The sequence below is a fragment of the Actinomycetospora termitidis genome, from assembly GCF_030286555.1.
Classification (GTDB): domain Bacteria; phylum Actinomycetota; class Actinomycetes; order Mycobacteriales; family Pseudonocardiaceae; genus Actinomycetospora; species Actinomycetospora termitidis.
In genome coordinates, this window is the sequence record NZ_JASVWF010000009.1 from 26,116 (window position 1) to 47,376 (window position 21,261).

Here is a 21,261-nt window from a genome sequence, read left to right on the forward strand (position 1 = left end):
GCAGGGGGCAGTGTTCTGGGTCGAGCTCCGCTTCGCTGCGTCTCCCGGGCCTCAGCGCAGGAGCCAGGTGTCCTTCGACCCGCCCCCGCGCGACGAGTTGACCACGAGGCTCCCGGCGGGCGCGACTCGCGTCAGCGGGGTCGGCAGGACCCCCGGCGAGTCGCCGAGCACCACGAACGCGCGCAGGTCGACCACGCGGGGAGCGAGGTCGGTCCCGGTGAACGTCGGGTGCGTGGAGATCTCGACCGTCTCCTGGGCGACGTAGCTCGACGGGTGCGCCCGCAGGTCGGCCGCGGCCGCCTCGAGCTCGTGCGCCGAGGCGTCCCGGCCGATGACGATGCCCGCCCCGCCGTAGCCGTCCACCGGCTTGAGGACCAGCGTGGAGAGGTTGTCCAGCACGTGGGCGAGCTGGTCGGGGTCGGCGCAGAAGTAGGTCGTGACGTCGTCGAGCAGGGGCTTCTCGCCGAAGTAGTACTCGGTGAGCGGGTGGATGTAGGGGTAGACGGCCTTGTCGTCGACCAGGCCGTTGCCCGGGGTGTTCAGCAGCGCGAACCGGTTCTCCCGCACCGCGGCCTGCAGCGGGTCGCGCAACGTGCGCCCGTCCGCGTCCGGGGCGGCGAACAGCTTCTCCTCGTCGATGCGGCGGTACGCCACGTCGATGCGCTGCCCGGTGACCGCGACCGTGATCGTGCCGTCGTCGGTGATCCGGATGCCCGAGGGCTCGAGCAGCGGGACGCCCATCTCCTCGGCGAGCATCGCGTGCTCGAAGTACGCGGAGTCGTGCGGGCCCTCGGTGAGCACCACGAGCCCGGGGTCGTCGCCGGCCGCGGGCGGGGCGCACGACAGCAGGGCGTCGCGCAGCATGGCCGGGCCCTCGTCGGAGTCGACGACGCCCTCCGGGGCCTGCAGCTCGGGCAGCACGGAGCGCACGACGCGGCGGTCGGCCATCGCGTAGGCGATCCCCGAGGGGATGCGCAGGTTGTCCTCGAGGACCTTCCACCGGCCCTCGCCGTCGCACACGACGTCGAGCCCGCTGATCAGCGCCCGGGTGGCGCCGGCCGGGATCAGCGACGAGGCGTCGGTCGGCTCGGGCAGCCAGCGCAGCGCCTCGCGCGGCAGGATCCCGTCGCGCAGGCACGCGCGCTCGCCGTGCAGGTCCTGGAGCAGCGCCTCCAGGGTCCGGGCGCGCTGGACGAGCCCGGCGGAGAGCCCCTCCCAGTCGTGCGCGGTGATGAGGCGCGGGATCAGGTCGAGCGGGAACAGCCGCTCCGGGTCGTCGGGCTGCGGGAAGAACATCGAGCGGGCCCGCTGCTCGGCGTCGCGGCTCTTCTCGTGGGAGAGCAGGCCGCCCGGGCCGATGCGCTCGAGGGCGGACACCATCCAGGCGTAGGTGGCGCGGACGTGCCCGTCGTGGTCGACCGCCTCGTCGTAGGACGGCGGGTGGTAGGCGCCCAGCAGGACCGGTGCGACCGCCTCGGGGACGGGCACCTCGGTCTCGACCTCGACCTCGCCGCGGGTCTCGGCGACGAGCATGTCGACGACGCTCTCCAGCGAGCCGGTCCGGCCGAACCGCTGACGCTGCCGGGCCGCGGACGAGCCCCGCGCGAGCGACTCCAGGGCGAGTTCGGAGACCTCGTCCCAGTCGCCGGTCTCCTCCAGGTCGTCGCGCAGGTGGTCCAGCAGCAGGCGCACCGCGCGCGACGGCGGGACCAGCTCGCGGCCGGTGACGTCGACGAGGTCACCCTCCATGCCGGAGCGCGCGGCACGCCACGACGCCGCGCGCAGCAGCTCCGGGCGGTACTGCGGCTGGGGCCGGCCCTCGACGTGCGCGCGGACCCCGTGGGTCACCAGCGCGCGGGCCAGCCCCGCGATCAGCACGACGCCGTCCACGGTGGGGGAGGCGTCGCAGATGCGCAGCTCGACGGTCTTCTGGTGCGCCGACGGGCGCATGTCGAAATAGACCATGCCGGGGTCGGACATCGTCCCGGAGCGCAGCAGGTCGTCGATCAGTGCGTCGTAGTCGGCGGCGTCGCGCAGCGGCGCGGGCGGGCCCGCGGTCGGCCAGCGGTGCCAGGCGAGCGTGCGGGAGCTCGCGTAGCCGGTGTCCTCGGACTGCCAGAACGGGCTGGAGGCCGACATGGCGAGCAGGATCGGCAGCCAGGGTGCGGAATGCTGCATGACGGCGACCGCGGCGTCCCGGTCCGGGACGTCGACGTGCACCTGGGTGCCGCAGATCTGCTGCTCGAACGCGAGCATCTGGTACTCGTCGCGCATCCGCTCGTAGCGCGGCGACGGCGTGATCCCGAGCGCCGACCCGTCCACCAGCGGCACCGACCCGGCACCGACGACGCCGAGGCCGCGGGTCTCGGCCATCGACGACAGCATCCGGCGCAGGCGGAGCAGATCGGTCCGCAGGTCGGCCAGGCTCGACGTCGGGTCGGAGTTCGTCTCGATGATCGAGGGCTTGAGCTCCGCGGCGAACGCGTCCGCGTCCAGCGCCGCCAGCTCGTCGAGCATCTCCGGGACGCGCGGGACCGCGTTCCGGGACTCCAGGTCGACGAGGTGGAACTCCTCCTCGACGCCGAGCACGACGCCGCCGGGGCCCGCCAGCTCCTCCGCCATGGGTGAGCACGCTAGATCGGCCGTGTCACGGGGATGTTTCACGGGGGCCGGACGTGACGATCGCCCGATCCGGGCGCACCCGGCGTCGGATGCGGGTACCGAGGTGACAGGATCGTGCGTCGTGCGCGTCTACATCGGCTCCGACCACGCCGGCTTCGAGCTCAAGGCCCACCTGCTCTCGGCGCTCGCCGACGCCGGTCACGAGGTCGTCGACGTCGGCCCGGCCGAGTACGACGCCTCCGACGACTACCCGCCCTACTGCACCGCGACCGGCGAGCGGGTCCGGGACGACGCCGGGTCGCTCGGCGTCGTGATCGGCGGCTCCGGCAACGGCGAGCAGATCGCCGCGAACAAGGTCCCGGGCATCCGCGCCGCCCTGGCGTACGACGACGAGACCGCGGAGCTCGCCCGCAAGCACAACGACGCCCAGGTCGTGGCGATCGGCGCGCGCATGCACACCCCGGACGAGGCGACCGCGATCGTCTCGACGTTCCTCGCGACGGCCTTCGAGGGCGGGCGCCACCAGCGCCGCATCGACATGCTCGCCGAGTACGAGAAGACCGGGCACATCACGGGTGCCTGAGGGCCACACCATCCGGCGGCTCGCCCGCTCGCACGCCCGGCACTTCCGCGGGAAGCCCGTCGGGGTCTCCTCGCCGCAGGGACGGTTCCTCGCCGGGGCGGAACTCGTCGACGGGCGGGTCCTCCGGGACGTCGACGCGCACGGCAAGCACCTCTTCCACGTCTACGAGGCCGACCTCGTCGTCCACGTGCACCTCGGGCTCTACGGCAAGTTCTCGCTGAGCGCCGTTCCCGACGAGGGGGTGCCCGCCCCCTGGGGGCAGGTCCGGATGCGCCTGGTGGGGCCCACCCACTTCGCCGACCTGCGGGGGGCCACGGCGTGCGAGGTGCTCACCGAGAGTGACGTCGAGACGCTGCACGCGCGGCTCGGTGCGGACCCGCTGCGGCCCGATGCGGACCCCGAGCGGGTGTGGGCGCGGGTCTCGCGGTCGCGCGCGCCGATCGCGACGCTGCTCATGGACCAGGCCGTGATCGCCGGGGTCGGGAACGTCTACCGGGCCGAGGTCCTGTTCCGGCACGGCCTGGATCCGCTGCTCGAGGGGCGGGCGCTCGGCCGCGCGCGGTTCGACGCGGTGTGGGACGACCTGCGGGAACTGTTGCAGGACGGGGTCCGGCGCGGGTCGATCCGCACCCTCCGACCGGAGCACGCTGACCTCGCGCAGGAACGCCCCGTGTACGTCTACCGGCGGGACGGCCGCCCGTGCCTGCTGTGCGGGACCGAGATCGTCCGGGCCACGCACGTCGCCCGGAACCTGTTCTGGTGCCCGTCCTGTCAGAACACGGGCTGATGCAGGTGCTATAACGGCGGGGTCACTCGACCGGGTGACATGCGAGGAGGTCGCCCTGTGCGTTCCGTGATCCGGCTGCGCACGCGCCCCGGTCGGCCGATCTGGCAATTGACCACCCGCCCGTCGACCGCGGTCGTCCTCGCGCTGGTCTCGCTCGCGGCCGCCGGCGTGCAGGTGGCGCTGTTCTCGTCGCCCACCCCCTGGTACCAGGTCGCCGTCGTCGCGTTCTGGGCGGTCGTCGGGGTGGCCTTCGTGGTCTCCGCCCTCGGCACGCGCTCCCGCGCCCGCCGGGCCGCCGCGGCCGCGGCCGCCCGCCCACCGGTCGACCCGATGCCCTTCGTCCCGGTCCCCGTGCGGCCCGCCCGTCCACGCCGCCGCGACGAGCCCGCGGCGCCCGCCGCCGAGGTCGGGGAGCCGACCACCCCCGTGGCCGCCGTCGACCCCGCTCCGGCGCCCGCCCGCCCGACCCCGTCCGCCCGTCGTCCCGAACCGGTCGCGGCGGCCCCGTCCCGGCGCGGCCGGGCGGACGAGGGGAGCACCACCACCGTGCCCCGGCCGACGCCCGAGCCGCGCCGCCCGGCGGCGGTCGAGGACCGCGCGTCCGCCGTCACCGCGCGGCACGCCGTGCGTGCCGTGGCACTGGTCGAGTCGGTGTCCCGCCCGGTCGCGGTGCCCGCCGAGGTGGTCGCCGCCGCCGACTCCCGCCGCAGCGCGTCCCGCCGCACCGCCTCCCCGCGCCCCACGACTGCTGAGACCCTCGCGATCCGCGACGGCCGGGTCCGGGTGCCGGACCGCATCGACGGCGCCGGTCGACGGTCGGCCGCTCCCGCCGAGCGGGCCACCGGAGGTGGCCGCCGACGCCGGGCGGAGGAGCCGTCCCCCGCGCCACGGGTCGCCGGGGCGGCCCCGACCGGATCGGTGCCCTCGCCCCGTCCCGCCCCTCGTGAGGAGCGCCCGGGACGTGCGACCCGGCCCGCTCCGGCCCGTCGTCCCGGGTCGAGCGTGCCCGCCGAGTCCCCTGACGGTCGCCGCTCCGCCCACAGCAGGCGCACCGCTGCGCAGGCCCGGGAGACGCCCGTCCCGACACCCGGCCCCGCGTCGACCCGTCGTCAGGACGTGGCGTCGTCGGTGGAGACCACGGCGCCCTTCGGGGGTGGGATGACGTTCGGCGGGAGCGCGACGCCCGCCGTCGCCGAACCGTCGCCCGACGCGTGGGCGCCTGCCCCGCGGGCCTCGGAGCCGGAGCCGCTGACCGGACGGCACGCGTCGATCGCCGCGGCCCCGGGGGAGAGCGTGCCCCGCGGCGCCGCCGCGCGGCATGCCGTGGCGGCGGGGCCGGGACGGCGGCGGGCGGGCTAGGTTCGCGACGGTCGTGTCCGGTGCGCAGGAATCCTGTGCACCACACACGGCACTCGCCGACCCGGCGTCCCGGCGATCGCCCGCTACCCTGGGAACCGGACGATCCGGACGAACCGAGGGGTGCGGAGTGGACGACGATCAGCGCGAGGGCGCCGCCACGACGGATCACGCGCCGTGGACGAAGATCGTCACGCTCGTGGTGCTCGCCGTCTTCATCCTGTCGCTCCTGGTGGGTGCTCTGCTCTTCTAGGGCGATGGACGCCGCACCCCTGCTCGACCGCGTACGCGCCGCCTGCCTGGCGCTGCCCGAGGTGGTCGAACGGCTCAGTCACGGCTCCCCGTGCTGGTTCGTGCGCGGGAAGAAGACGTTCGTGATGTTCGTCGACCACCACCACGGCGATCCCCACGTCGCGATCTGGGCCGCCGCCCCGCCGGGCGCCGCGGAGCAGCTGATCGACGACGAGCCGGCGCGCTTCTTCCGGCCGCCCTACGTCGGCGGCCGCGGGTGGCTCGGGCTGCGTCTCGACCTCGACGGCGAGGACGCGCTCGACGACGACGAGTTGCGCGGCATCGTCACCGAGGCCTACCGGCACATCGCGCCGAAGAGCCTCAGCGCCCGGCTGTGATCTCCTCGGGGGAGTCGCCGCGGTCGGCGTCGGCCTCGGCGCGCAGCTCCCGCACCATGTCCGGCCGGGCGAGCATGTGCGCGACCCCGCTGCGCACGCCCCAGCCGTACACCACGAGCGCGAACACGGCGACGACCAGGCTGTCCCACGGGGCCGGGACCAGCCCGGCGCCGTCGAAGCTCCCGAGCGCGGACAGCACCGCGATCCCGGCCAGGTACACCACCAGCCACCAACCGCCCGCGAGCTGCCCGGCCGGTCGGCCCGAGCGCAGCCACACCACGACGTAGACGAGCACGCCGATCACGGTGATGGCCATGGCGACGCGCAGCTCCGTCCACGAGACCCAGAAGATCACCAGGGACGAGACGACGAACGCGACCGGGGCCACGACGGTCATGCCCCGCAATCGGGTGTCCTGCCGCGTCAGCCCCGAACGCCGGAATGCGATCAGCGACACCGAGCCGATCTGGAAGGTGAACGCCGCGATCGACCCGGTCACCGAGATGATCGAGTGCCAGCTCGGCAGCGGCAGCAGGTAGGCCAGGCCGATGACGAAGTTGATCGCGAGGGCGCGCGCGGGGACGCCTCGCGCGTTCAGTCCGGTCAGCCACGTCGGGAAGAAGCCGTTCTTGGCCAGGCCGAACACGTTGCGGGCGTTGGCGGCCGTGAACACGATGCCCGAGCCCGACGGCGAGAGCATCGAGTCGGCGATGAGCGTCCACGACAGCCAGGTCAGTCCGAGCACCATCGCGAGGTCGGCGAACGGCGAGTCGAAGTTCACGCCGTGCCAGCCGCCGAGCAGCGCCGGCGCGGGGACCGCGCCGAGGAACGCCAGCTGCAGCCCGAGGTACAGCACGATCGTCACGAGGATCGTGGTGATGAGCGCGCGCGGGACGGTCCGCCGGGGGTTCCGGGCCTCGCCGGAGAGCTCGACGACGTTTCGGAAGCCGGTGTAGGCGAACACCATCCCCGCCGTCGCGATCGAGCCCAGCGCCGCGCTCCAGCCGTACGGGGCGAAGCCACCGTGGTCGGTGAGGTTCGAGGAGTCGAACCCGCTGGCGACGAGCAGCACGATCGTCGCCACCGGGATCAGGATCTTGATCGCGGTGATCGTGGTGTTGGAGCGGGCGAAGAGCCGTACCCCGAACCAGTTCAGCGCCACGAAGCCGGCCATGAGTATCACCGCGAGCGCGATGCCGGGGCCGGTGAGCTGGTCGCCCTCGTACACCCCGGGCAGGTAGGCCGCGGCGTACTGCACGACGCCCGCCGCCTCGGTCGGCGGGTTGCCGACGTAGCTGATCCAGTTCGCCCACCCGACGATCCCCGCGGCGAGCCCGCCGTGGCTGTACATCGGGTAGCGCACGAGTCCGCCGGACTCCGGCTTGGCCATCCCCAGCTCGGCGAACACCAGCGCGACGCACAGCATCAGCGCGCCGCCGACGACCCACGCGAGCATCGCCGCCGGCCCGGCGTCCTGCGCGGCGTACAGCGACGAGAACAGCCAGCCCGAGCCGATGACGCTGCCCAGCCCGGCGGCCAGCAGCGACCAGAAGCCGAGGTCCTTGCGCAGGCCGGTGTCCGCGCGGGTCGCGGCGGACCCCTGGCTGGTCTCGGTCATGGGGGAGGCACTACCCCCGGCGCGGAGATCGTTACGCAGCGTGTCCGATACGTCCGGTCTGGCCCTCGACCGTGGTTCAGGGTGCAGGCTGCGGCCCATGGAGAGCTTTCCCGACGACTGGTCGCACGCCCTCGCCGTCGCCGCCCACCCCGACGACCTCGAGTACGGCGTCTCGGCGGCCGTCGCGGCCTGGACCGCGGCGGGGCGCACCGTGACCTACCTGCTGGTCACCCGCGGTGAGGCCGGCATCGCGACCATGCCGCCGGCCGAGGCCGGGCCCGCCCGCGAGGTCGAGGAGCGCGCGTCGGCCGCGGAGGTGGGGGTGCAGGACGTGCGGTTCCTCGACCATCCCGACGGCACCGTCGAGGAGTCCGTCGCCCTGCGTCGCGACATCGCGCGGGTGATCCGCGACGTCCGTCCCGACCTCGTCGTCACCCTCAACCACGAGGAGCGGTGGGACGGCGGCGGGTGGAACTCGGCCGACCACCGCGCGGTCGGCCGGGCGGCGATCGACGCCGTGGCCGACGCCGGCACCCGCTGGATCTTCCCGGACGACGGGGAGGCGCACCAGGTACGGCACGTGGCGGTCGCGGCCACGCCCGGCGCGACGCACGAGGTCGACGTGACCGGCTTCGTCGACGCCGCCGTGGCCTCGCTGGCCCGACACCGGCTCTACCTCGAGGCGCTCTCCGAGGTGCCCGTCGAGGAGCAGGCGCGCGAGGTCGTCCACCACATGGTGGGGGACCCGGCAGCCCCGCGCGTGCGGTTCGAACTCCTGGGCTGACGGGGCCTCAGAGCCCGAAGCGGCGCTCGAAGCCCGCGTCCAGCAGCGCCGGGCGGTCCAGGGAGAACGTGTCGACCGGGAAGCGGGAGCGGCCCGCCGTCGCGAGCTCGGCGAGGACCCGGCCGATCAACGACGCGTACGCCGCGCCGTACCCGGCCCCGACCGCGACGTGGACGCGCGGGGCCTCGGGGACCGTGTCGAGGACCAGGTGCCGGTCCGTCGCGATGGTCGAGCGGTACGTCCGGCTGACGAGCTCCGGGCCGCCGAAGCCGGGCACGTGCTCGGCCAGGAACTCCTCGCGACGCTTGCGGCGCAGCGTGGCGGCCTCGGTCGAGCCGGAGTCGGCGGCGACCTCGTGCCCGTCGAGGTGCTGGTCCAGGGTCGTCGAGACCTCGCCGAGGACCGGGTGTCCGTGCACGTGCTCGGCGCCGTACCAGCGGAAGGCCGGGAAGTTCTCGCCCGCGAAGTCCAGCAGGTGCGGCGTCGCGAACGTGGTGACGTGCTCCTCGAGGGTGGTCAGCGGCAGCTCCCGTCCGACGCCCTCGAGGACCTCGGTGGTCAGCGCGTCGGCGGTGACCACGACCTGCTCGGCGCGGAGCACACCGTCGTCGGTGACGACCTCGACGTGGTCGCGCGTCGGGTGCAGGGCACGCACCGCGGTGTGGTCCATGACGTCCGCGCCCTGACCGCGTGCAAGCGCGAGGTGGGTCGCCTCGGCGCGGCGGACGTCGACGACCCCGGAGTGCCGCTGGTGGATCGCGCGCTCGGTGCCGGCGAGGCGGAACTGCGGCCAGCGGGCGGTCACCTGGTGCGCGTCGAGCTCCTCGACGACGGTGCCGTGCCGTGCGGCGACCGCACGGTGCCCGTCGAGCGTGGCGGGTCCGAGACGGTCCTCGCCGTCCTCGATCAACAGCTCCCCGGTCTCGACCAGCAGCCGGCGGCCGGAGACCCGCTCGACCGCCCGCCACGTGTCGTGCGCGGCGGGGGCGAGCTCGGCGTACACGTCCTGGCGCTGCGCGTGCCCGAGGAGCCGCCCGTCGGCGCGGTCGCTCCCGAGCTGGCCGGCCTCCAGGCCGAGCACCGCGCCGTGGGCGCCGCCGGTGGCCCGCGCGAGCCAGTACAACGCGGCGGCGCCGAGGCCGCCGCACCCCACGACGACGTGGCGGTGGTCGTTCGTCATGCGCAGCGCCCTCCCGGGTCGGCGGGTGCATCCCACCTTGCGTCCCGACGGCGGGTCGCGGTGCGGATCGGCGATCGGCGTCGCTTCTGCTCCGAGAAGGGCGGCCTTATGGCCCGCGGCGCGCGTCGTCACCGCCTGCGGCCACCGCTCGGGCACCATCGATCCATGGACCTCGAGCTCCGGCAGCTGCGGGCCTTCCTCGCGGTCGCCTCGGAGCTGCACTTCAGCCGGGCCGCCCGCCGCCTGCACGTGAGCCAGCCGGCGCTCTCGCAGCAGATCCGCGCGCTGGAGAAGACGCTGGGGACGGCGTTGTTCGACCGGTCCAGCCGGGCGACGGAGCTGACCGCCGCGGGCCGGGTGCTGTTCGAGGCCGCGCCGCGGGTGCTCTCCGAGGCGGAGCGGGCGCAGTCGCTCGTGACCCAGGCGGCGAACGGGGCGGTGGGGCTGCTGACGGTGGGATCGGTCGGGACGGCCCTGGCCTCGATCACGCCGCGCATCCTGCGGTCGGTGCGGGCGGCGTTCCCCGATCTGCAGCTCGAGGTCAGCCAGCACGACACCTCCGCCCAGCTGGTCGCCCTCGCCGACGGACGCCTCGACGTCGGTCTCGTGCGGGCCGCGCAGCCCACGGACGCGGTCGCCGTCGAGCACCTCGTGTCCGAGCCGCTGCTGTGCGCGGTGCCGGCCGACCACCCGCTCGCCGTGGGACCGACGGTGGACCCGCGCTCGCTCGCCGACGAACCGTTCGTGCTCTGGCCGCGGGCCCTCGGACGGGCGTTCTTCGACATCATCGTGAGCTACTGCCTGGGGCACGGGTTCAGCCCGCGGATCGTCGTCGAGGGGGCCGACATCGAGACCCAGCTGGGGCTCGTCGCGGCCGGGCTGGGGGTCTCGCTGCAGCCCTCGTACTACGCCAACCTCCGGCCCCCGGGCGTGGTCTTCCTGCCCCTCGACGGGGAGGTCCCGCAGGTCGCGCTGCAGATCGCGTACCGGCGCACGGACCGCTCGCCCGCCGTCGCCCACTTCGTCGCCACGGCCAAGGAGCTCGCCGAGGCGGCCTGAGATCTGGCAGCCGACTGCCGTTTCCGCTGCTACCGTCGGGTCATGACCACCGCGTCCGCGCTCCCGCTCCACATGCAGCGGAACCGGTTCGACCCGCCGTCACGCCTGGCGGAGCTGCGGGAGCAGCCCGGGCTGGAGGGCGTGCGCACCCCGCTGGGGCTCGCGGCCCACCTCGTCACCCGCTACGCAGACGCCCGCGAGGTCCTCGGCGACGCGACCCGGTTCTCGAGCGCCGGCATGCCCGCGCTGCCGGGGGCGGCGCAGGACCAGCGGGTCGGCAACCTCCTCGCGCTGGACCCGCCGGACCACACCCGGCTGCGGCGCCTGCTGACCGGCGAGTTCACGGTGAAGCGCATCCGGCGCCTGCAGCCGCGCATCGAGCAGATCGTCACCGACCACCTCGACGCGATGGAGCGGACCGGCCCGCCGAACGACCTCGTCGAGCACTTCGCCCTGCCGATCCCGAGCCTGGTGATCTGCGAGCTGCTGGGGGTGCCCTACGCCGACCGCGCCGAGTTCCACCGGCGGGCCGCGATCCAGGTCGACCTCACGCGCCCGCTCGACGAGCGCGGCGCCGTGGCCATGGAGTCCCGGGAGTACATGGGCACCCTGGTCGACCGCGCGACGGCCGACCCCGGGGACGACATGCTCGGGATGCTGGTGCGCGAGCACGGCGAGGAGCTCACCCGCGCGGAGCTGGCCGGCGTCGCCTCGCTGCTGCTCATCGCCGGGCACGAGACCACCGCGAACATGCTGGCCCTGGGCACGCTGGCCCTCCTCGAGCACCCCGAGCAGGCCGCGATCGTGCGGGACGACCCGGAGTCGACCGCGCCCGCCGTCGAGGAGCTGATGCGCTTCCTGTCGGTGGTGCACTCCGGGGTGCCGCGCCGGGTCACGCAGGACACCGAGGTGGCCGGGACGCCGCTGGCCGCGGGCGACTTCGTCGTCGTCTCGCTGCCCTCCGCCGACCGCGACCGGGCGCTCGTCGAGGACCCGGAGCGGCTCGACGTCGGGCGTGCCGCCTCGCCGCACGTCGCGTTCGGGCACGGGGTGCACCACTGCCTGGGCGCGCCGCTGGCACGCATGGAGATGGCCACGGCGTTCCCGGCCCTGCTGCGCCGCTTCCCGACGCTGGCCGTCGCCGGGGAACCCGAGTTCCGGTCCGCGACCGTCGTCTACGGACTGCGGCACCTGCCGGTCACCTGGTGAGATCGACCTCGCCCTATCCGTCCACCACCGGAGAGGAACCACCCATGAAGATCCGAGCCGACCGCGACGTCTGCATCGGTGCGGGCAACTGCGTGCTCGCGGCCGAGAACGTGTTCGACCAGGACGACGACGCGATCGTCGTCGTGCTGGAGGAGACGCCCGAGGGGAAGGACGCCGAGGCCGCCCGCAACGCCGTCGGGTCGTGCCCGTCGGGAGCGTTGTCCATCGAGGATTAGTCCTGCGCGGGCGATCCGGTCGTGCGCGACACGACCGGATCGCCTGATCACGCTGCTAACGTCCCGCTCGTGACCGAGCTGTCGTCGCGCCCGTTGCGTGCGGATGCCGCGCGCAACCACCGCGCGATCGTGGCGGCGGCCCGGGAGGCCTTCGAGGAGGTCGGCTCGGACGTGCCGCTCGAGGAGGTCGCGCGGCGCGCCGGGGTCGGCCCGTCCACGTTGTACCGCCGCTTCGGGGGCCGGGACGAGCTGGTGACCGCGGTGTTCGCGGAGTACTTCGCCGAGGCCGTCGAGCCGCTGTTCGCCCGGGTCGACGCCGAGCCGGACCCGGCCGCGGCGGTCGCCGTCCTCGTGGAGGGCATCGCGCGCGCGTTCGTGCACCAGCGTGGCATCCTGCACGCCGCCAAGGACGCGGGCGCGTTCACCCCGGAGCTCGTCCTGCGTTTCATCGGGCCGCTGCACGACCTCGTCGAACGGGCGCGGGAGGCGGGTGCCGTACGCACCGACCTGGAGGCGAGGGACCTCCCGGCGGCCGCGCACATGGTCGCCTCCGTCGCGGCGCCGTTCGGCACCGAGGTCGACGCCGTCGCCTGGGACCGCTACCTCACCCTCGTCCTCGACGCGCTCGGCGCCGGCGCCGAACGCACCCGACTGCCCGCCCTGGATCCGCCGCCGCGCGCCGAGGTCGCCGAGCGGCTCGGACGGTCCGGAGCGGGCCACGAGCACCACGGCAGGAGTCGCGCGTGACCGGAACCCTCCGGTGGACCGGCTGGACCGTTCATGGCGATGGCCGTGCTCCGGGCCCGGGGGAGGTGGTGCGGCCCGACGAGCGCATGAGCTGGGGCCGCACCGTCGGCCTCGGGGCGCAGCACGTCCTCGCGATGTTCGGGGCGACCTTCGTCTTCCCCGTCCTGATGGGCCTGGACCCCAACCTCGCGATCCTGCTCTCCGGGCTCGCGACGATGCTCTTCCTGCTCATGACGCGGGGTCGGGTGCCGAGCTACCTCGGCACCAGCGCCTCGTTCGTCGGGGTGGTGGCCGCGGTCCGCGCGGACGGCGGGACGAGCGCGGAGGTCACCGGCGCGATCGCGGTGACGGGCGTGGTGCTCGCGCTGGTCGGGCTGGCGGTGCACCTCGGCGGGGCCCGGATCATCTCGGCGATCCTGCCGCCCGCGGTGACCGGCGCCGTGGTGCTGCTGATCGGGTTCAACCTCGCACCCGTCGTCGCCGGGACCTACTGGCCGCAGGACCAGGGCGTCGCGCTGGTCACCATGCTCGTCGTCATGGTGGTGGCCGTGGCGGGCCGCGGGATGCTCGGCCGGCTCTCGGTGCTGGTCGGCCTCGTCGTCGGCTACGTGCTGTCGGTCGTGCTCGACGCGGTCGTCGGTCCGATCACCGCGCCGGACGCCTCCGGGACGGTCTCGACGCACGCCCGCCTGGACTTCTCGGCCGTGTCCGACGCGCCGTGGATCGGGCTGCCGCTCGGGACGCCGGACGCGCCCGGCCTGCACCTGCCGGGGTTCAGCGCGGGCGCGATCCTGCTGGTGGTGCCGGTGGTGGTCGCCCTGATCGCGGAGAACACCGGGCACGTGAAGGCGGTCGCGTCGATGACCCGCGAGGATCTCGACCCGTACCTCGGGCGTGCGCTGGCCGCGGACGGGATCGCGACCGCCGTCGCCGGGGGCGTCGGCGGCTCGCCGACCACCACCTACGCCGAGAACATCGGGGTGATGGCCGCGACGCGGGTGTACTCCACCGCGGCGTACTGGGTGGCGGCCGTGGTGGCGGTGCTGATCGGCTTCTGCCCGAAGTTCGGGGCGGTCGTCGCGGCGACCCCGGGCGGGGTGCTGGGCGGGATCACCGTCGTGCTCTACGGGATGATCGGCCTGCTGGGCGCCCGTATCTGGGTGGAGAACCGGGTCGACTTCTCCCGCCCGGAGGTGCTCGTGCCGCTGGCCGCGGGCATCGTCATCGGGGTCGGTGACGTGACGATGGAGTTCTCCGGCGGGCAGTTCGGTGGGATCGCGTTCGGCACCGTCGTGACGATCGCCGGCTACCACCTCATGCGTCGACTGACCCCGGGACGGCCCGATCCGATGCCGGCGGCGACGCAGGAGGAGGAGGAGGAGCCTCCAGGCCCCGCAGCAGAGCGGTGAGGGTGCGCCCGAAGAGATCGTCGGGGACGGTCTCCGGGCTGAGCCGGCGGTACTGCACGAGGCCTCGCGCGAGGGCGGTCGCGACGGTGCCGACCTCGCTGTCGGACATCGAGAGCGTCGTCCCGCGGCGTTCGCGCTCCTGGGCGACCATCGCGGTGACGACGTCGTGCACCCGCCGGTGGTGCGCCGCGAGCTCGGCGCCGAACGCGGGGGAGCGCAGGGCGTGGAGCCAGGCCTCCGCGCCGAGCTCGGCGAGGTGCGCGGAATCGGCCTCGGCGAGCAGCTGGCGGTCCAGCGCGGGCACGGCGGCCTCGAACCCGCCGACGAGCTCGGCCTGGGCGGTCGCGAACTCGCGGGCGGAGCGTCGCTCCATGAGGGCGACGAAGAGCTTCTCCTTGCTGGTGAAGTGCGCGTAGACCGACCCGACGGAGACGCCGGCGGTCCGGGCGATCTCCTCGACCGACGCCGCGCCGTAGCCGCGCTCGGCGAACACCGTCGCCGCCGCGTCCAGGAGGTTCTCGTGGGTGCGCGCCTTCGCGGCGGCCCGACTGCCGGACATGGCCGACAGTGTCCCTCCTGCGGTTGGATCGGCGGGGCGGGTGGGTGATGGTTCCAGCATCACCCACCCGCCCCACGTCACCCCGGACCCTCTCCGCGTCCCGACGCGCGAGCGGTCCCGGTCCTGCCACCGACGGTGCTCCGCAGCTCCGTCGGCGGGTCCCCCCCCGGCCGGTCGGGGGCCGGCCGATGCGGTGATCAGCTCGACGAGCCGCCGAACAGGCCCGTGGTGACGCCGCCGACGATCGGTCCCGCGACGCCGTCGAGCCCGCCGACGACGCCGCCGACGAGGTCGTTCACGCCGCCGACGAGCTCGCCCCCCGCGCCGACGAGGCCGCCGACGAGGCCCTTGCTCGACGTGGTGTGAGTGGACTCGTGGGAGTGCGACGCGTGGGACTCGGTGGCGTTCGCCGCGCCGGCCATCGCGACCGTGCCGACGCCCGCGAGCATCGTCGCCGCGGCCAGCCTGGTGGTCATGTTGCTCATGCGAGCTCCTTCTCCTGGGTTCTTGCCGGGTTCTTCCTGGTCCGCCGCCGGAGGCGTTCCCTTCCGCTCCCGGCGTCGTTGGACGGACGAGCGGACCCTCTCGTGAACCTGAGAGCCGCTCTCATCTAGGGCCCGTTCAGTGAACGGGTCCTCAGTGAACCGATCGGCGCTCGCGGTGCCGCCCTCCGGCCGTAGACCGCGTGGCGAACGGCCGCTCGAGGCGCTCGATCGGGTGTTGCCTGCTCTGTTCAGGTGAAGTTGATCGTCGCGCGTAACGATTCGTGATGTCTGCAGGTCGTCGAACCCGTCGTTGACTTCCCCATCTTGATGGTCCTATCTTCGTACTCAACCGCAAGGTTGAATAAACGGGAGGAGGGGTCGTGGAGGACGAGCTGTCCCGGGCGTTCGCGGCCCTCGCCGACCCGATCCGACGCGACATCGTCGCCCGCCTCACCGCGGACGACATGACCGTCACGGAGATCGCGTCCGACTACGACGTGAGCCTCCAGGCGGTCTCGAAGCACCTGCGGGTGCTCGAGGCCGCCGGGCTGATCAGCCGCCGACGGGACGGCCAGCAGCGCTGGGCGCACCTCGAGGTCGACGTGTTCGACCTGCTCACCGGCTGGATCGACACCTACCGCCGCCGTGCCGAGCTGCGTCATCAGCGGCTCGACGAGATCCTGAGGAGATCGACGTGAACACCACCCTGCAGACCACCATCGAGGCCGACCCCACGGTGCCGGCCATCCGCATCACCCGCGAGTTCGACGCCCCGCCGGCCGCGGTCTTCCGCGCCCACGTCGACCCGGAGCTCGTCGTGCAGTGGCTCGGCCCGCGCCGGCTGACCATGACGGTGCAGCGCTGGGACGCGCACACCGGCGGCGGCTACGCCTACACCCACGTCGGCGAGGACGGCCACGAGCACCACTTCCTCGGGTCCTTCCACGAGATCCGCGAGAACGAGCGGATCGTCCAGACGTTCGCCTACGTCCCGTTCGCCGACCAGGTGGCGCTGGAGACGATGACGTTCACCGAGCTGCCCGGCGGCCGGTGCCGCCTGGAGGGCTTCTCGCTGTGCGGCTCGTTCGAGGGACGCGACGCGATGCTCGGCTCCGGGATGGACGAGGGTGTGGTGCAGGGCTACGAGCGCCTGGACGAGGTGCTCTCCTGACGAGAGGGGACGCATGATCTGGTGGGACCCGGAGTACGCCGATGCGATCGCCGCCTTCCCCGCGGGGCGGGGCGACCTCTCCGACCCGGAGATGCTCGCCCTGCTCCGCGACCCGGGGCCCGATCCGGTTCCGGAGCCCGACGTCACCTGGTCGACGGCCTCGGTGCCGAACACCGCCGGGGACCACGACATCCGGGTGCGGGTCTACCGGCCCGCGCAGCCGCACCCGAGCCGGCCGGGTTACGTGCTGTTCCACGGGGGCGGGCTCTCGTTCGGGCACCTGAACACCGAGCACCGGCGCTGCGTGGCGCTGTGCCGGGACACGGGTGCGGTGGGGATCAGCGTCGACTTCCGGATGGCGCCCGACCATCCGCCCGCGGTGATCCTCGACGACGGGTACTCGGTGCTGCGCCACGTCACCGTGCACCCGGAGGCCTACGACGTCGACCCGGCGCGACTGGTCCTCACGGGCTCCAGTGGCGGCGGGATGCTGACGCTCGCGCTCGCGCAGATGGCCCGCGACCGCGGCGACACGGCACCGGCGCTCCAGCTGGCGCTCTACCCGAACACCGACGACCGGGCGCTGCCCGAGCACGCCTCACGCCGCGAGGGCCTGCCGGTGATCCCGGAGGAGGCGATCCGCCAGGTGATGACGAACCTCGGCCCGCCGGCGCCGTACATCGTCCCGAACCGCACCGAGGACCTCGCCGGGCTGTGCCCCGCCGTCGTGATCGTGGGGCAGAACGACCCGCTGCGCGACGAGGCCGTCGACTACACCTGGCGGATGATGCGCTCCGGGGTGCCGACCGAGCTGCACGTGCTCCCGGGCCTGCCGCACGGGTTCGACGTGTTCGTCCCGGACACGGAGGCGACGCGGCACGCGGACGAGCTCGCCGCGCGGGCGTTCCGCCGGTGGGTGTCGGGGGCGTGACCGGCCCCGGAGACGACGGTGGGGCTGCGGGCCCACGGGTATGAGGCGTGGGTCCACAGCCCCGGCAGGTCGGGCGGCGGCGCCGGTGACGGCGGCGCCCGACCGGGTCGGTGCGAGCTAGAGCGCCTGCACCTGGTCCGCCTGCGGGCCCTTCGCGCCCTGGCTGGACTCGAAGCTCACGCGCTGGTTCTCGTCGAGCGAGCGGAAGCCGCCGCCGGTGATGGCGGAGTAGTGGACGAAGACGTCCTTGCCACCGTCGTCAGGCGCGATGAAGCCGAAGCCCTTCTCCGCGTTGAACCACTTCACAGTTCCTTCAGCCATCAATCCTCTTTCGGGCCGAGCTCTCGCGGACGATCTGCTCGCGAGCGTTGCCCGGCGCCGGGGCACGACGTGAAGGAGACGTTCCTCCAGCGGTGCTGACCGGGCCGTCGTCACATGATCCACGGCACCGCGCACGGCGAGGAAAACGAGACTGCAACGGACCCGACGCTACACGGAGTGCCGGCGGAGCCGCCGCGGGCGGGGGTGGAGCGGGCGACGGGAATCGAACCCGCGTAGCCAGTTTGGAAGACTGGGGCTCTACCATTGAGCTACGCCCGCGTGGTCCGTGTGGTCCCGGACCTCCATCACCGTAGCCGATCCACGGACGGCGGCAGGGGACCGGGCGTCGTCCTCAGGACGCTGGTCCGTCCGAGTGGTTGCCGTCTCGTGTGAATCCGGAGTTACTGGATCGTTCAGTAGACGCTCTGTCACGGTCCAGCCCTTCCGCTGCCGGTTGTGAACGGGTACACAAGCGCGATCGACGGACGCCGTGGACCCGGGCACGTTGCCGATGTGTGACGCTCACCTGGTACTTCACGGTAGGTCCGGCGTCGCGGCCACCATGGGCGGTGGCCGATGAGAGCGACCGGAAAGGACCGGAGCATGGACACTGAGCGCGACAGCAGGATCACCGAGACCGACGAGGACCACATCGTCCGCGGTCTGGACTGATCCGACGGTGACGGGCGCGGACGACGACGTCCGCCGGCCCGTCGAGCCAGAGAACGTCTCCGGCCGGAGCGGCGACCGCCACCCGGCCGTCGAGGACCCGGCGGCCCGTCACGACGAGGCCGCCGACTCCCGACCGACGCCCCGGGGTGACCCCCCGGCGCCGGCGTCGTCGAACAGTTCCGCGAGGTCGGCGCGGCCCGGGACACCGAGCTTCGCGTAGACCTGGTGCAACGTGTTGTCCACGGTGCGCACCGAGATCACCAGCCGGTCCGCGATGACGCGGTTGGTCAGACCGCTCGCCGCGAGGCCGGCGATCTCGTGCTCCCGACGCGTGAGGCCCGGGGGCTCGGTGAGCGCGGACAGCGCCGGTGTGCGCGCGCCTTCGCACCGTGCGGCGAGGTCCCGGGAGCGCCGGGCCGCGGCCGTCGCCGACGACGTCCGCCCCGCCTCCCGGTGGGCCGCGGCGGCATGGGCGGCCGCCTCCGCGGCGAGCAGGAGACAGCCGAGCGTGACGAAGCCGTCGGCGACCGCGTCGAGCTCGGCGCCGTCGCCGTCGGTCGCCGCCCGCGCGTGGCGTGCGTAGAGCCGGGTCGACGGGCCCTCCGCGCACGGCGCGAGTTCGGCGAGACGGTCGACGACCGTCCCGGGGGCTCCGAGGCGCACCACCTGGTGCAGGGTGAGGATCTCCCAGCGCCGCTGGTCGTCCCGCCGGGCCCGTGCGGCGCCGTCGCGGGCGAGGGCGATCGCCGCCGTCGGCTCACCCCGGGCGAGCGCCACCCACGCGGCACTCGAGTCGCCCCAGACGTCGAGCATCCCGCTGCCGCCGTCATCCCACCGACGTGCCTCGTCCAGCGCCTCCTCGGCCTCGGTCACCTCGCCGAGCAGGGCCGCGAGCCGGGCGCGCTGGAGGGCGCGCAGGCGGCTCGCCCATGTCTCGAAGGGCTGGCGGTCGCGGGCGGCGAGCGCGGTGGCCTCCCGGACGTGGCCCAGGGCCGTCCGTACGTGGCCCCGCTGGAGGGCGACCTCGGCACGCCAGGAGGTCCACATCGCGGTCCCGGGCCGCCACCCCGTGGCGGCGACCCGCCGCATGCTCGCCTCGACGATCTCCTCGGCCGTGTCGAGGTGGCCGCCGTAGAGCCGGACGGAGACGATCCCGGCCCGGATCTCCTCGGTCGCCATCGACCAGTCCCCGTGGTGGAGGTGTTCGTCGAGTTCCAACGCCTGCTCGCCGGCGTGCCGGGCCCGCTCGCCGGCGCCGCTGATGCCCGCGATCTGACAGGTGATGGTGAGGGCACGGAGACGGGCGGCGGGGTGGGCGTCCGGGCGGTCGAGCACCGAGCGCGCGAGCCGGAGCGCCGGACCCACCCGCCCGCCGTAGCCGTGGGCGATCGCCCGCTGGACGTCGAGCAGGTCGTGTCCGGTGGTGACCGAGCGCGCGGCCCGGTCGAGCACGCGCTCGGCGTCCTGCGCGCGGGACAGCCCGAAGGTCAGGTTCCACGCCCGGAAGGCGACGACCTCGGCGCGGACGGGATCGGGCAGCTCCGGGACGTCGAGGTCGGCGAGCAGGTCCTCCGCGTCCTCGGCGTGGCCGCGCAGCACCATCACCGTGGCCAGGAGGCGTCGGGCGTCCGGGCCACCGCCCGCCTGGTCCGCGCCGGCCGCGAGGCGTTGTGCCAGCTCGAGGTCGAGCGCGGCCAGGGCGCGCGCGGCTCCGCGCGCGAGGACCCCGGCGTCGGGGACCCCGCCGTCGAGATACCAGGTGGCCACCCGGACCGGGTCCTCGTCGACCGGATGCGCGTCGGCGAGGCGACGGCAGAGTGCCCGGCGGCGCAGGGAGGTCGTCCGGGTCCGCGCGACCTCGCCGAACATCGGGTGGGCCAGGCGGACCTCGACGTCGTCGGCGACGGGCGCGGTGCGGAGCACTCCGGCCCGCTCGGCCTCCTCGAGTGCGGACAGCGCCACCCCGGCCCGCTCGAGCAGCGAGGCGCGCAGGGGCTCGCCGAGGGCGACGACGTCGATGGCGTCCCGGACCGCCGGGGGCTGGGCGTCCAGCCGGGCGTCCACGAGCGAGCTGAGCGCGGGCGCCACCGAGACCCGGCCGGCCCAGCACCACACGCCGGTCCGCCACGTCAGGGCGCCCGAGACGAGGCCACCCCGCACCAGCTCGTCCACATACAGCGCATTGCCGCGGCTCAGCTGCCAGAGCTGTTCGGAGGCCACCGGGTCGACGGCGCCCCCGAGCAGCGATTCCACGAGGAGCGCGGTCTCCGACCGGCCGAGGGGACCGAGGTCGACGCGCGTGGCCGGCCCGTCCTTCCAGAGTGCGGTGACGGGGCCCGGCTCCGGCTCCCCGGTCCGGAGGGTGGCCACCACGACCGCGACGCCCGAGGCCACTGCCCGCCCGATGAGCGCGGCGGACCCGTCGTCGAGATCGTGGGCGTCGTCCACCCCGAGGACGACGGGGCGGTCGGTCGCGGCGCCGGCGAGCCACTGCTCGGCGGCCCGCAGGACCCGCAGGCGGTCCGAGGTGTCGACGTCGGGCACCAGGTGGGCCACCGCGCCGAACGGGATCGACGCAGCTGCCTTCGAGGCCGCGACCCAGAGCGTCGTCCGCTCCGCGGCCCGGGCGCGCGCCAGCGCCTCCCGGGCCACCCGGGTCTTCCCGACCCCGGCCGGTCCGACGAGCACCACGCCGCCGTGCTCCAGCGCGCCGGCGACGTCCTCCAGCTCCCGGTCGCGGCCGACGAACGGATGGGTCTGCACGCGACACCCCCGTCCCCCGCGGCCCGGTCACGTGGAGTTCAGCCTGACCCCTTCTCCTCACGCTGCATACGGGCATCCGGGTGACGAGGTGCGGCAACGACCTCGCCAGATGACGGAGGGCACACAGCGATGCTCCATCG

The 21,261-nt window shown here is 74.2% G+C and carries 21 protein-coding genes and 1 tRNA gene; 14 read left to right on the plus strand and 8 right to left on the minus strand.

Annotation, left to right across the window (positions count from 1 at the left end):
• Positions 1-51 precede the first annotated feature (51 nt).
• Complete coding sequence (locus QRT03_RS28545) at positions 52-2,622, minus strand: carboxylate--amine ligase/circularly permuted type 2 ATP-grasp protein (RefSeq protein ID WP_286056560.1); 2,571 nt, start codon at positions 2,620-2,622, stop codon at positions 52-54.
• A gap of 121 nt (positions 2,623-2,743) precedes the next feature.
• Here QRT03_RS28545 and QRT03_RS28550 point away from each other — a divergent pair, with 121 nt between their 5' ends.
• From QRT03_RS28550 to QRT03_RS28570, 5 genes are all read left to right on the plus strand, one after another.
• A complete protein-coding gene (locus tag QRT03_RS28550) occupies positions 2,744-3,205 on the plus strand; it encodes a ribose-5-phosphate isomerase (RefSeq protein ID WP_286056561.1) in 462 nt (153 codons plus the stop codon).
• Entirely contained in the window at positions 3,198-3,992 is a 795-nt protein-coding gene (locus QRT03_RS28555) for an Fpg/Nei family DNA glycosylase (protein ID WP_286056562.1), read from the plus strand. The genes QRT03_RS28550 and QRT03_RS28555 overlap by 8 nt, the downstream gene beginning before the upstream one ends.
• Positions 3,993-4,049: 57 nt before the next feature.
• A complete protein-coding gene (locus QRT03_RS28560; protein WP_286056563.1) occupies positions 4,050-5,351 on the plus strand; it encodes a hypothetical protein in 1,302 nt (433 codons plus the stop codon).
• Positions 5,352-5,478: 127 nt separating this feature from the next.
• Positions 5,479-5,601: a hypothetical protein gene (locus tag QRT03_RS28565; protein WP_286056564.1), complete on the plus strand. Its 123-nt coding sequence runs from the start codon at positions 5,479-5,481 to the stop codon at positions 5,599-5,601.
• Between the two features lie 4 nt (positions 5,602-5,605).
• A complete protein-coding gene (locus tag QRT03_RS28570; RefSeq protein ID WP_286056565.1) occupies positions 5,606-5,977 on the plus strand; it encodes an MmcQ/YjbR family DNA-binding protein in 372 nt (123 codons plus the stop codon).
• Here QRT03_RS28570 and QRT03_RS28575 read toward each other — a convergent pair.
• A complete protein-coding gene (locus QRT03_RS28575) occupies positions 5,961-7,595 on the minus strand; it encodes an APC family permease (protein WP_286056566.1) in 1,635 nt (544 codons plus the stop codon). The two genes, QRT03_RS28570 and QRT03_RS28575, sit on opposite strands and share 17 nt — an antisense overlap.
• A gap of 97 nt (positions 7,596-7,692) precedes the next feature.
• Between QRT03_RS28575 and QRT03_RS28580 the strand changes: the two genes are divergently transcribed.
• Positions 7,693-8,379, plus strand: coding sequence for a PIG-L deacetylase family protein (locus QRT03_RS28580; protein WP_286056567.1), 687 nt, complete (start codon positions 7,693-7,695; stop codon positions 8,377-8,379).
• A 7-nt stretch (positions 8,380-8,386) separates the two neighbouring features.
• On the opposite strand, the gene QRT03_RS28585 is transcribed toward QRT03_RS28580, so the two are convergent.
• Entirely contained in the window at positions 8,387-9,559 is a 1,173-nt protein-coding gene (locus QRT03_RS28585) for an FAD-dependent oxidoreductase (protein ID WP_286056568.1), read from the minus strand.
• A 165-nt stretch (positions 9,560-9,724) separates the two neighbouring features.
• Here QRT03_RS28585 and QRT03_RS28590 point away from each other — a divergent pair, with 165 nt between their 5' ends.
• From QRT03_RS28590 to QRT03_RS28610, 5 genes are all read left to right on the plus strand, one after another.
• On the plus strand, positions 9,725-10,618 hold the full coding sequence (locus QRT03_RS28590) for a LysR family transcriptional regulator (protein WP_286056569.1): 894 nt from the start codon (positions 9,725-9,727) through the stop codon (positions 10,616-10,618).
• Positions 10,619-10,660: 42 nt separating this feature from the next.
• Positions 10,661-11,827: a cytochrome P450 gene (locus QRT03_RS28595; protein ID WP_286056570.1), complete on the plus strand. Its 1,167-nt coding sequence runs from the start codon at positions 10,661-10,663 to the stop codon at positions 11,825-11,827.
• Between the two features lie 44 nt (positions 11,828-11,871).
• A complete protein-coding gene (locus QRT03_RS28600) occupies positions 11,872-12,063 on the plus strand; it encodes a ferredoxin (RefSeq protein WP_286056571.1) in 192 nt (63 codons plus the stop codon).
• Positions 12,064-12,132: 69 nt separating this feature from the next.
• Entirely contained in the window at positions 12,133-12,810 is a 678-nt protein-coding gene (locus QRT03_RS28605; RefSeq protein ID WP_286056572.1) for a TetR/AcrR family transcriptional regulator, read from the plus strand.
• Positions 12,807-14,219 (plus strand): uracil-xanthine permease family protein, encoded by a 1,413-nt coding sequence (locus QRT03_RS28610; protein ID WP_286056573.1) that lies wholly within the window; start codon positions 12,807-12,809, stop codon positions 14,217-14,219. The genes QRT03_RS28605 and QRT03_RS28610 overlap by 4 nt, the downstream gene beginning before the upstream one ends.
• Here QRT03_RS28610 and QRT03_RS28615 read toward each other — a convergent pair.
• A complete protein-coding gene (locus tag QRT03_RS28615) occupies positions 14,125-14,778 on the minus strand; it encodes a TetR/AcrR family transcriptional regulator (RefSeq protein ID WP_286056574.1) in 654 nt (217 codons plus the stop codon). The genes QRT03_RS28610 and QRT03_RS28615 overlap by 95 nt on opposite strands.
• Positions 14,779-14,975: 197 nt before the next feature.
• Positions 14,976-15,263: a hypothetical protein gene (locus QRT03_RS28620; RefSeq protein ID WP_286056575.1), complete on the minus strand. Its 288-nt coding sequence runs from the start codon at positions 15,261-15,263 to the stop codon at positions 14,976-14,978.
• Positions 15,264-15,643: 380 nt separating this feature from the next.
• Here QRT03_RS28620 and QRT03_RS28625 point away from each other — a divergent pair, with 380 nt between their 5' ends.
• Genes QRT03_RS28625 through QRT03_RS28635 form a run of 3 tightly spaced genes read left to right on the plus strand, consistent with a single transcriptional unit; the run spans position 15,644 to position 17,365 of the window.
• Complete coding sequence (locus tag QRT03_RS28625) at positions 15,644-15,961, plus strand: ArsR/SmtB family transcription factor (RefSeq protein ID WP_286056576.1); 318 nt, start codon at positions 15,644-15,646, stop codon at positions 15,959-15,961.
• Entirely contained in the window at positions 15,958-16,434 is a 477-nt protein-coding gene (locus QRT03_RS28630) for an SRPBCC family protein (protein ID WP_286056577.1), read from the plus strand. The genes QRT03_RS28625 and QRT03_RS28630 overlap by 4 nt, the downstream gene beginning before the upstream one ends.
• Positions 16,435-16,447: 13 nt before the next feature.
• Complete coding sequence (locus QRT03_RS28635; RefSeq protein WP_286056578.1) at positions 16,448-17,365, plus strand: alpha/beta hydrolase; 918 nt, start codon at positions 16,448-16,450, stop codon at positions 17,363-17,365.
• 117 nt (positions 17,366-17,482) lie between these two features.
• Here the strand turns inward: QRT03_RS28635 and QRT03_RS28640 are convergent, their stop codons facing one another.
• The 3 genes from QRT03_RS28640 to QRT03_RS28650 form a co-directional block, all read right to left on the minus strand.
• The gene (locus QRT03_RS28640; RefSeq protein WP_018335397.1) at positions 17,483-17,686 is read right to left on the minus strand and encodes a cold-shock protein; all 204 of its coding nucleotides are present in this window, start codon (positions 17,684-17,686) and stop codon (positions 17,483-17,485) included.
• A 205-nt stretch (positions 17,687-17,891) separates the two neighbouring features.
• A tRNA-Gly gene (locus QRT03_RS28645) sits at positions 17,892-17,965 on the minus strand.
• A 501-nt stretch (positions 17,966-18,466) separates the two neighbouring features.
• Entirely contained in the window at positions 18,467-21,121 is a 2,655-nt protein-coding gene (locus QRT03_RS28650; protein ID WP_286056579.1) for a helix-turn-helix transcriptional regulator, read from the minus strand.
• Positions 21,122-21,261 lie beyond the last annotated feature (140 nt).

What these genes read in the sequence shown, in the direction of transcription:
- QRT03_RS28545 (WP_286056560.1), bottom strand. Translation starts at nt 2,622, where the DNA reads ATGGCGGAGGAGCTGGCGGGCCCCGGCGGCGTCGTGCTCGGCGTCGAG.
- QRT03_RS28570 (WP_286056565.1), top strand. Translation starts at nt 5,606, where the DNA reads ATGGACGCCGCACCCCTGCTCGACCGCGTACGCGCCGCCTGCCTGGCG.
- QRT03_RS28575 (WP_286056566.1), bottom strand. Translation starts at nt 7,595, where the DNA reads ATGACCGAGACCAGCCAGGGGTCCGCCGCGACCCGCGCGGACACCGGC.
- QRT03_RS28580 (WP_286056567.1), top strand. Translation starts at nt 7,693, where the DNA reads ATGGAGAGCTTTCCCGACGACTGGTCGCACGCCCTCGCCGTCGCCGCC.
- QRT03_RS28585 (WP_286056568.1), bottom strand. Translation starts at nt 9,559, where the DNA reads ATGACGAACGACCACCGCCACGTCGTCGTGGGGTGCGGCGGCCTCGGC.
- QRT03_RS28590 (WP_286056569.1), top strand. Translation starts at nt 9,725, where the DNA reads ATGGACCTCGAGCTCCGGCAGCTGCGGGCCTTCCTCGCGGTCGCCTCG.
- QRT03_RS28595 (WP_286056570.1), top strand. Translation starts at nt 10,661, where the DNA reads ATGACCACCGCGTCCGCGCTCCCGCTCCACATGCAGCGGAACCGGTTC.
- QRT03_RS28600 (WP_286056571.1), top strand. Translation starts at nt 11,872, where the DNA reads ATGAAGATCCGAGCCGACCGCGACGTCTGCATCGGTGCGGGCAACTGC.
- QRT03_RS28615 (WP_286056574.1), bottom strand. Translation starts at nt 14,778, where the DNA reads ATGTCCGGCAGTCGGGCCGCCGCGAAGGCGCGCACCCACGAGAACCTC.
- QRT03_RS28620 (WP_286056575.1), bottom strand. Translation starts at nt 15,263, where the DNA reads ATGAGCAACATGACCACCAGGCTGGCCGCGGCGACGATGCTCGCGGGC.
- QRT03_RS28635 (WP_286056578.1), top strand. Translation starts at nt 16,448, where the DNA reads ATGATCTGGTGGGACCCGGAGTACGCCGATGCGATCGCCGCCTTCCCC.
- QRT03_RS28640 (WP_018335397.1), bottom strand. Translation starts at nt 17,686, where the DNA reads ATGGCTGAAGGAACTGTGAAGTGGTTCAACGCGGAGAAGGGCTTCGGC.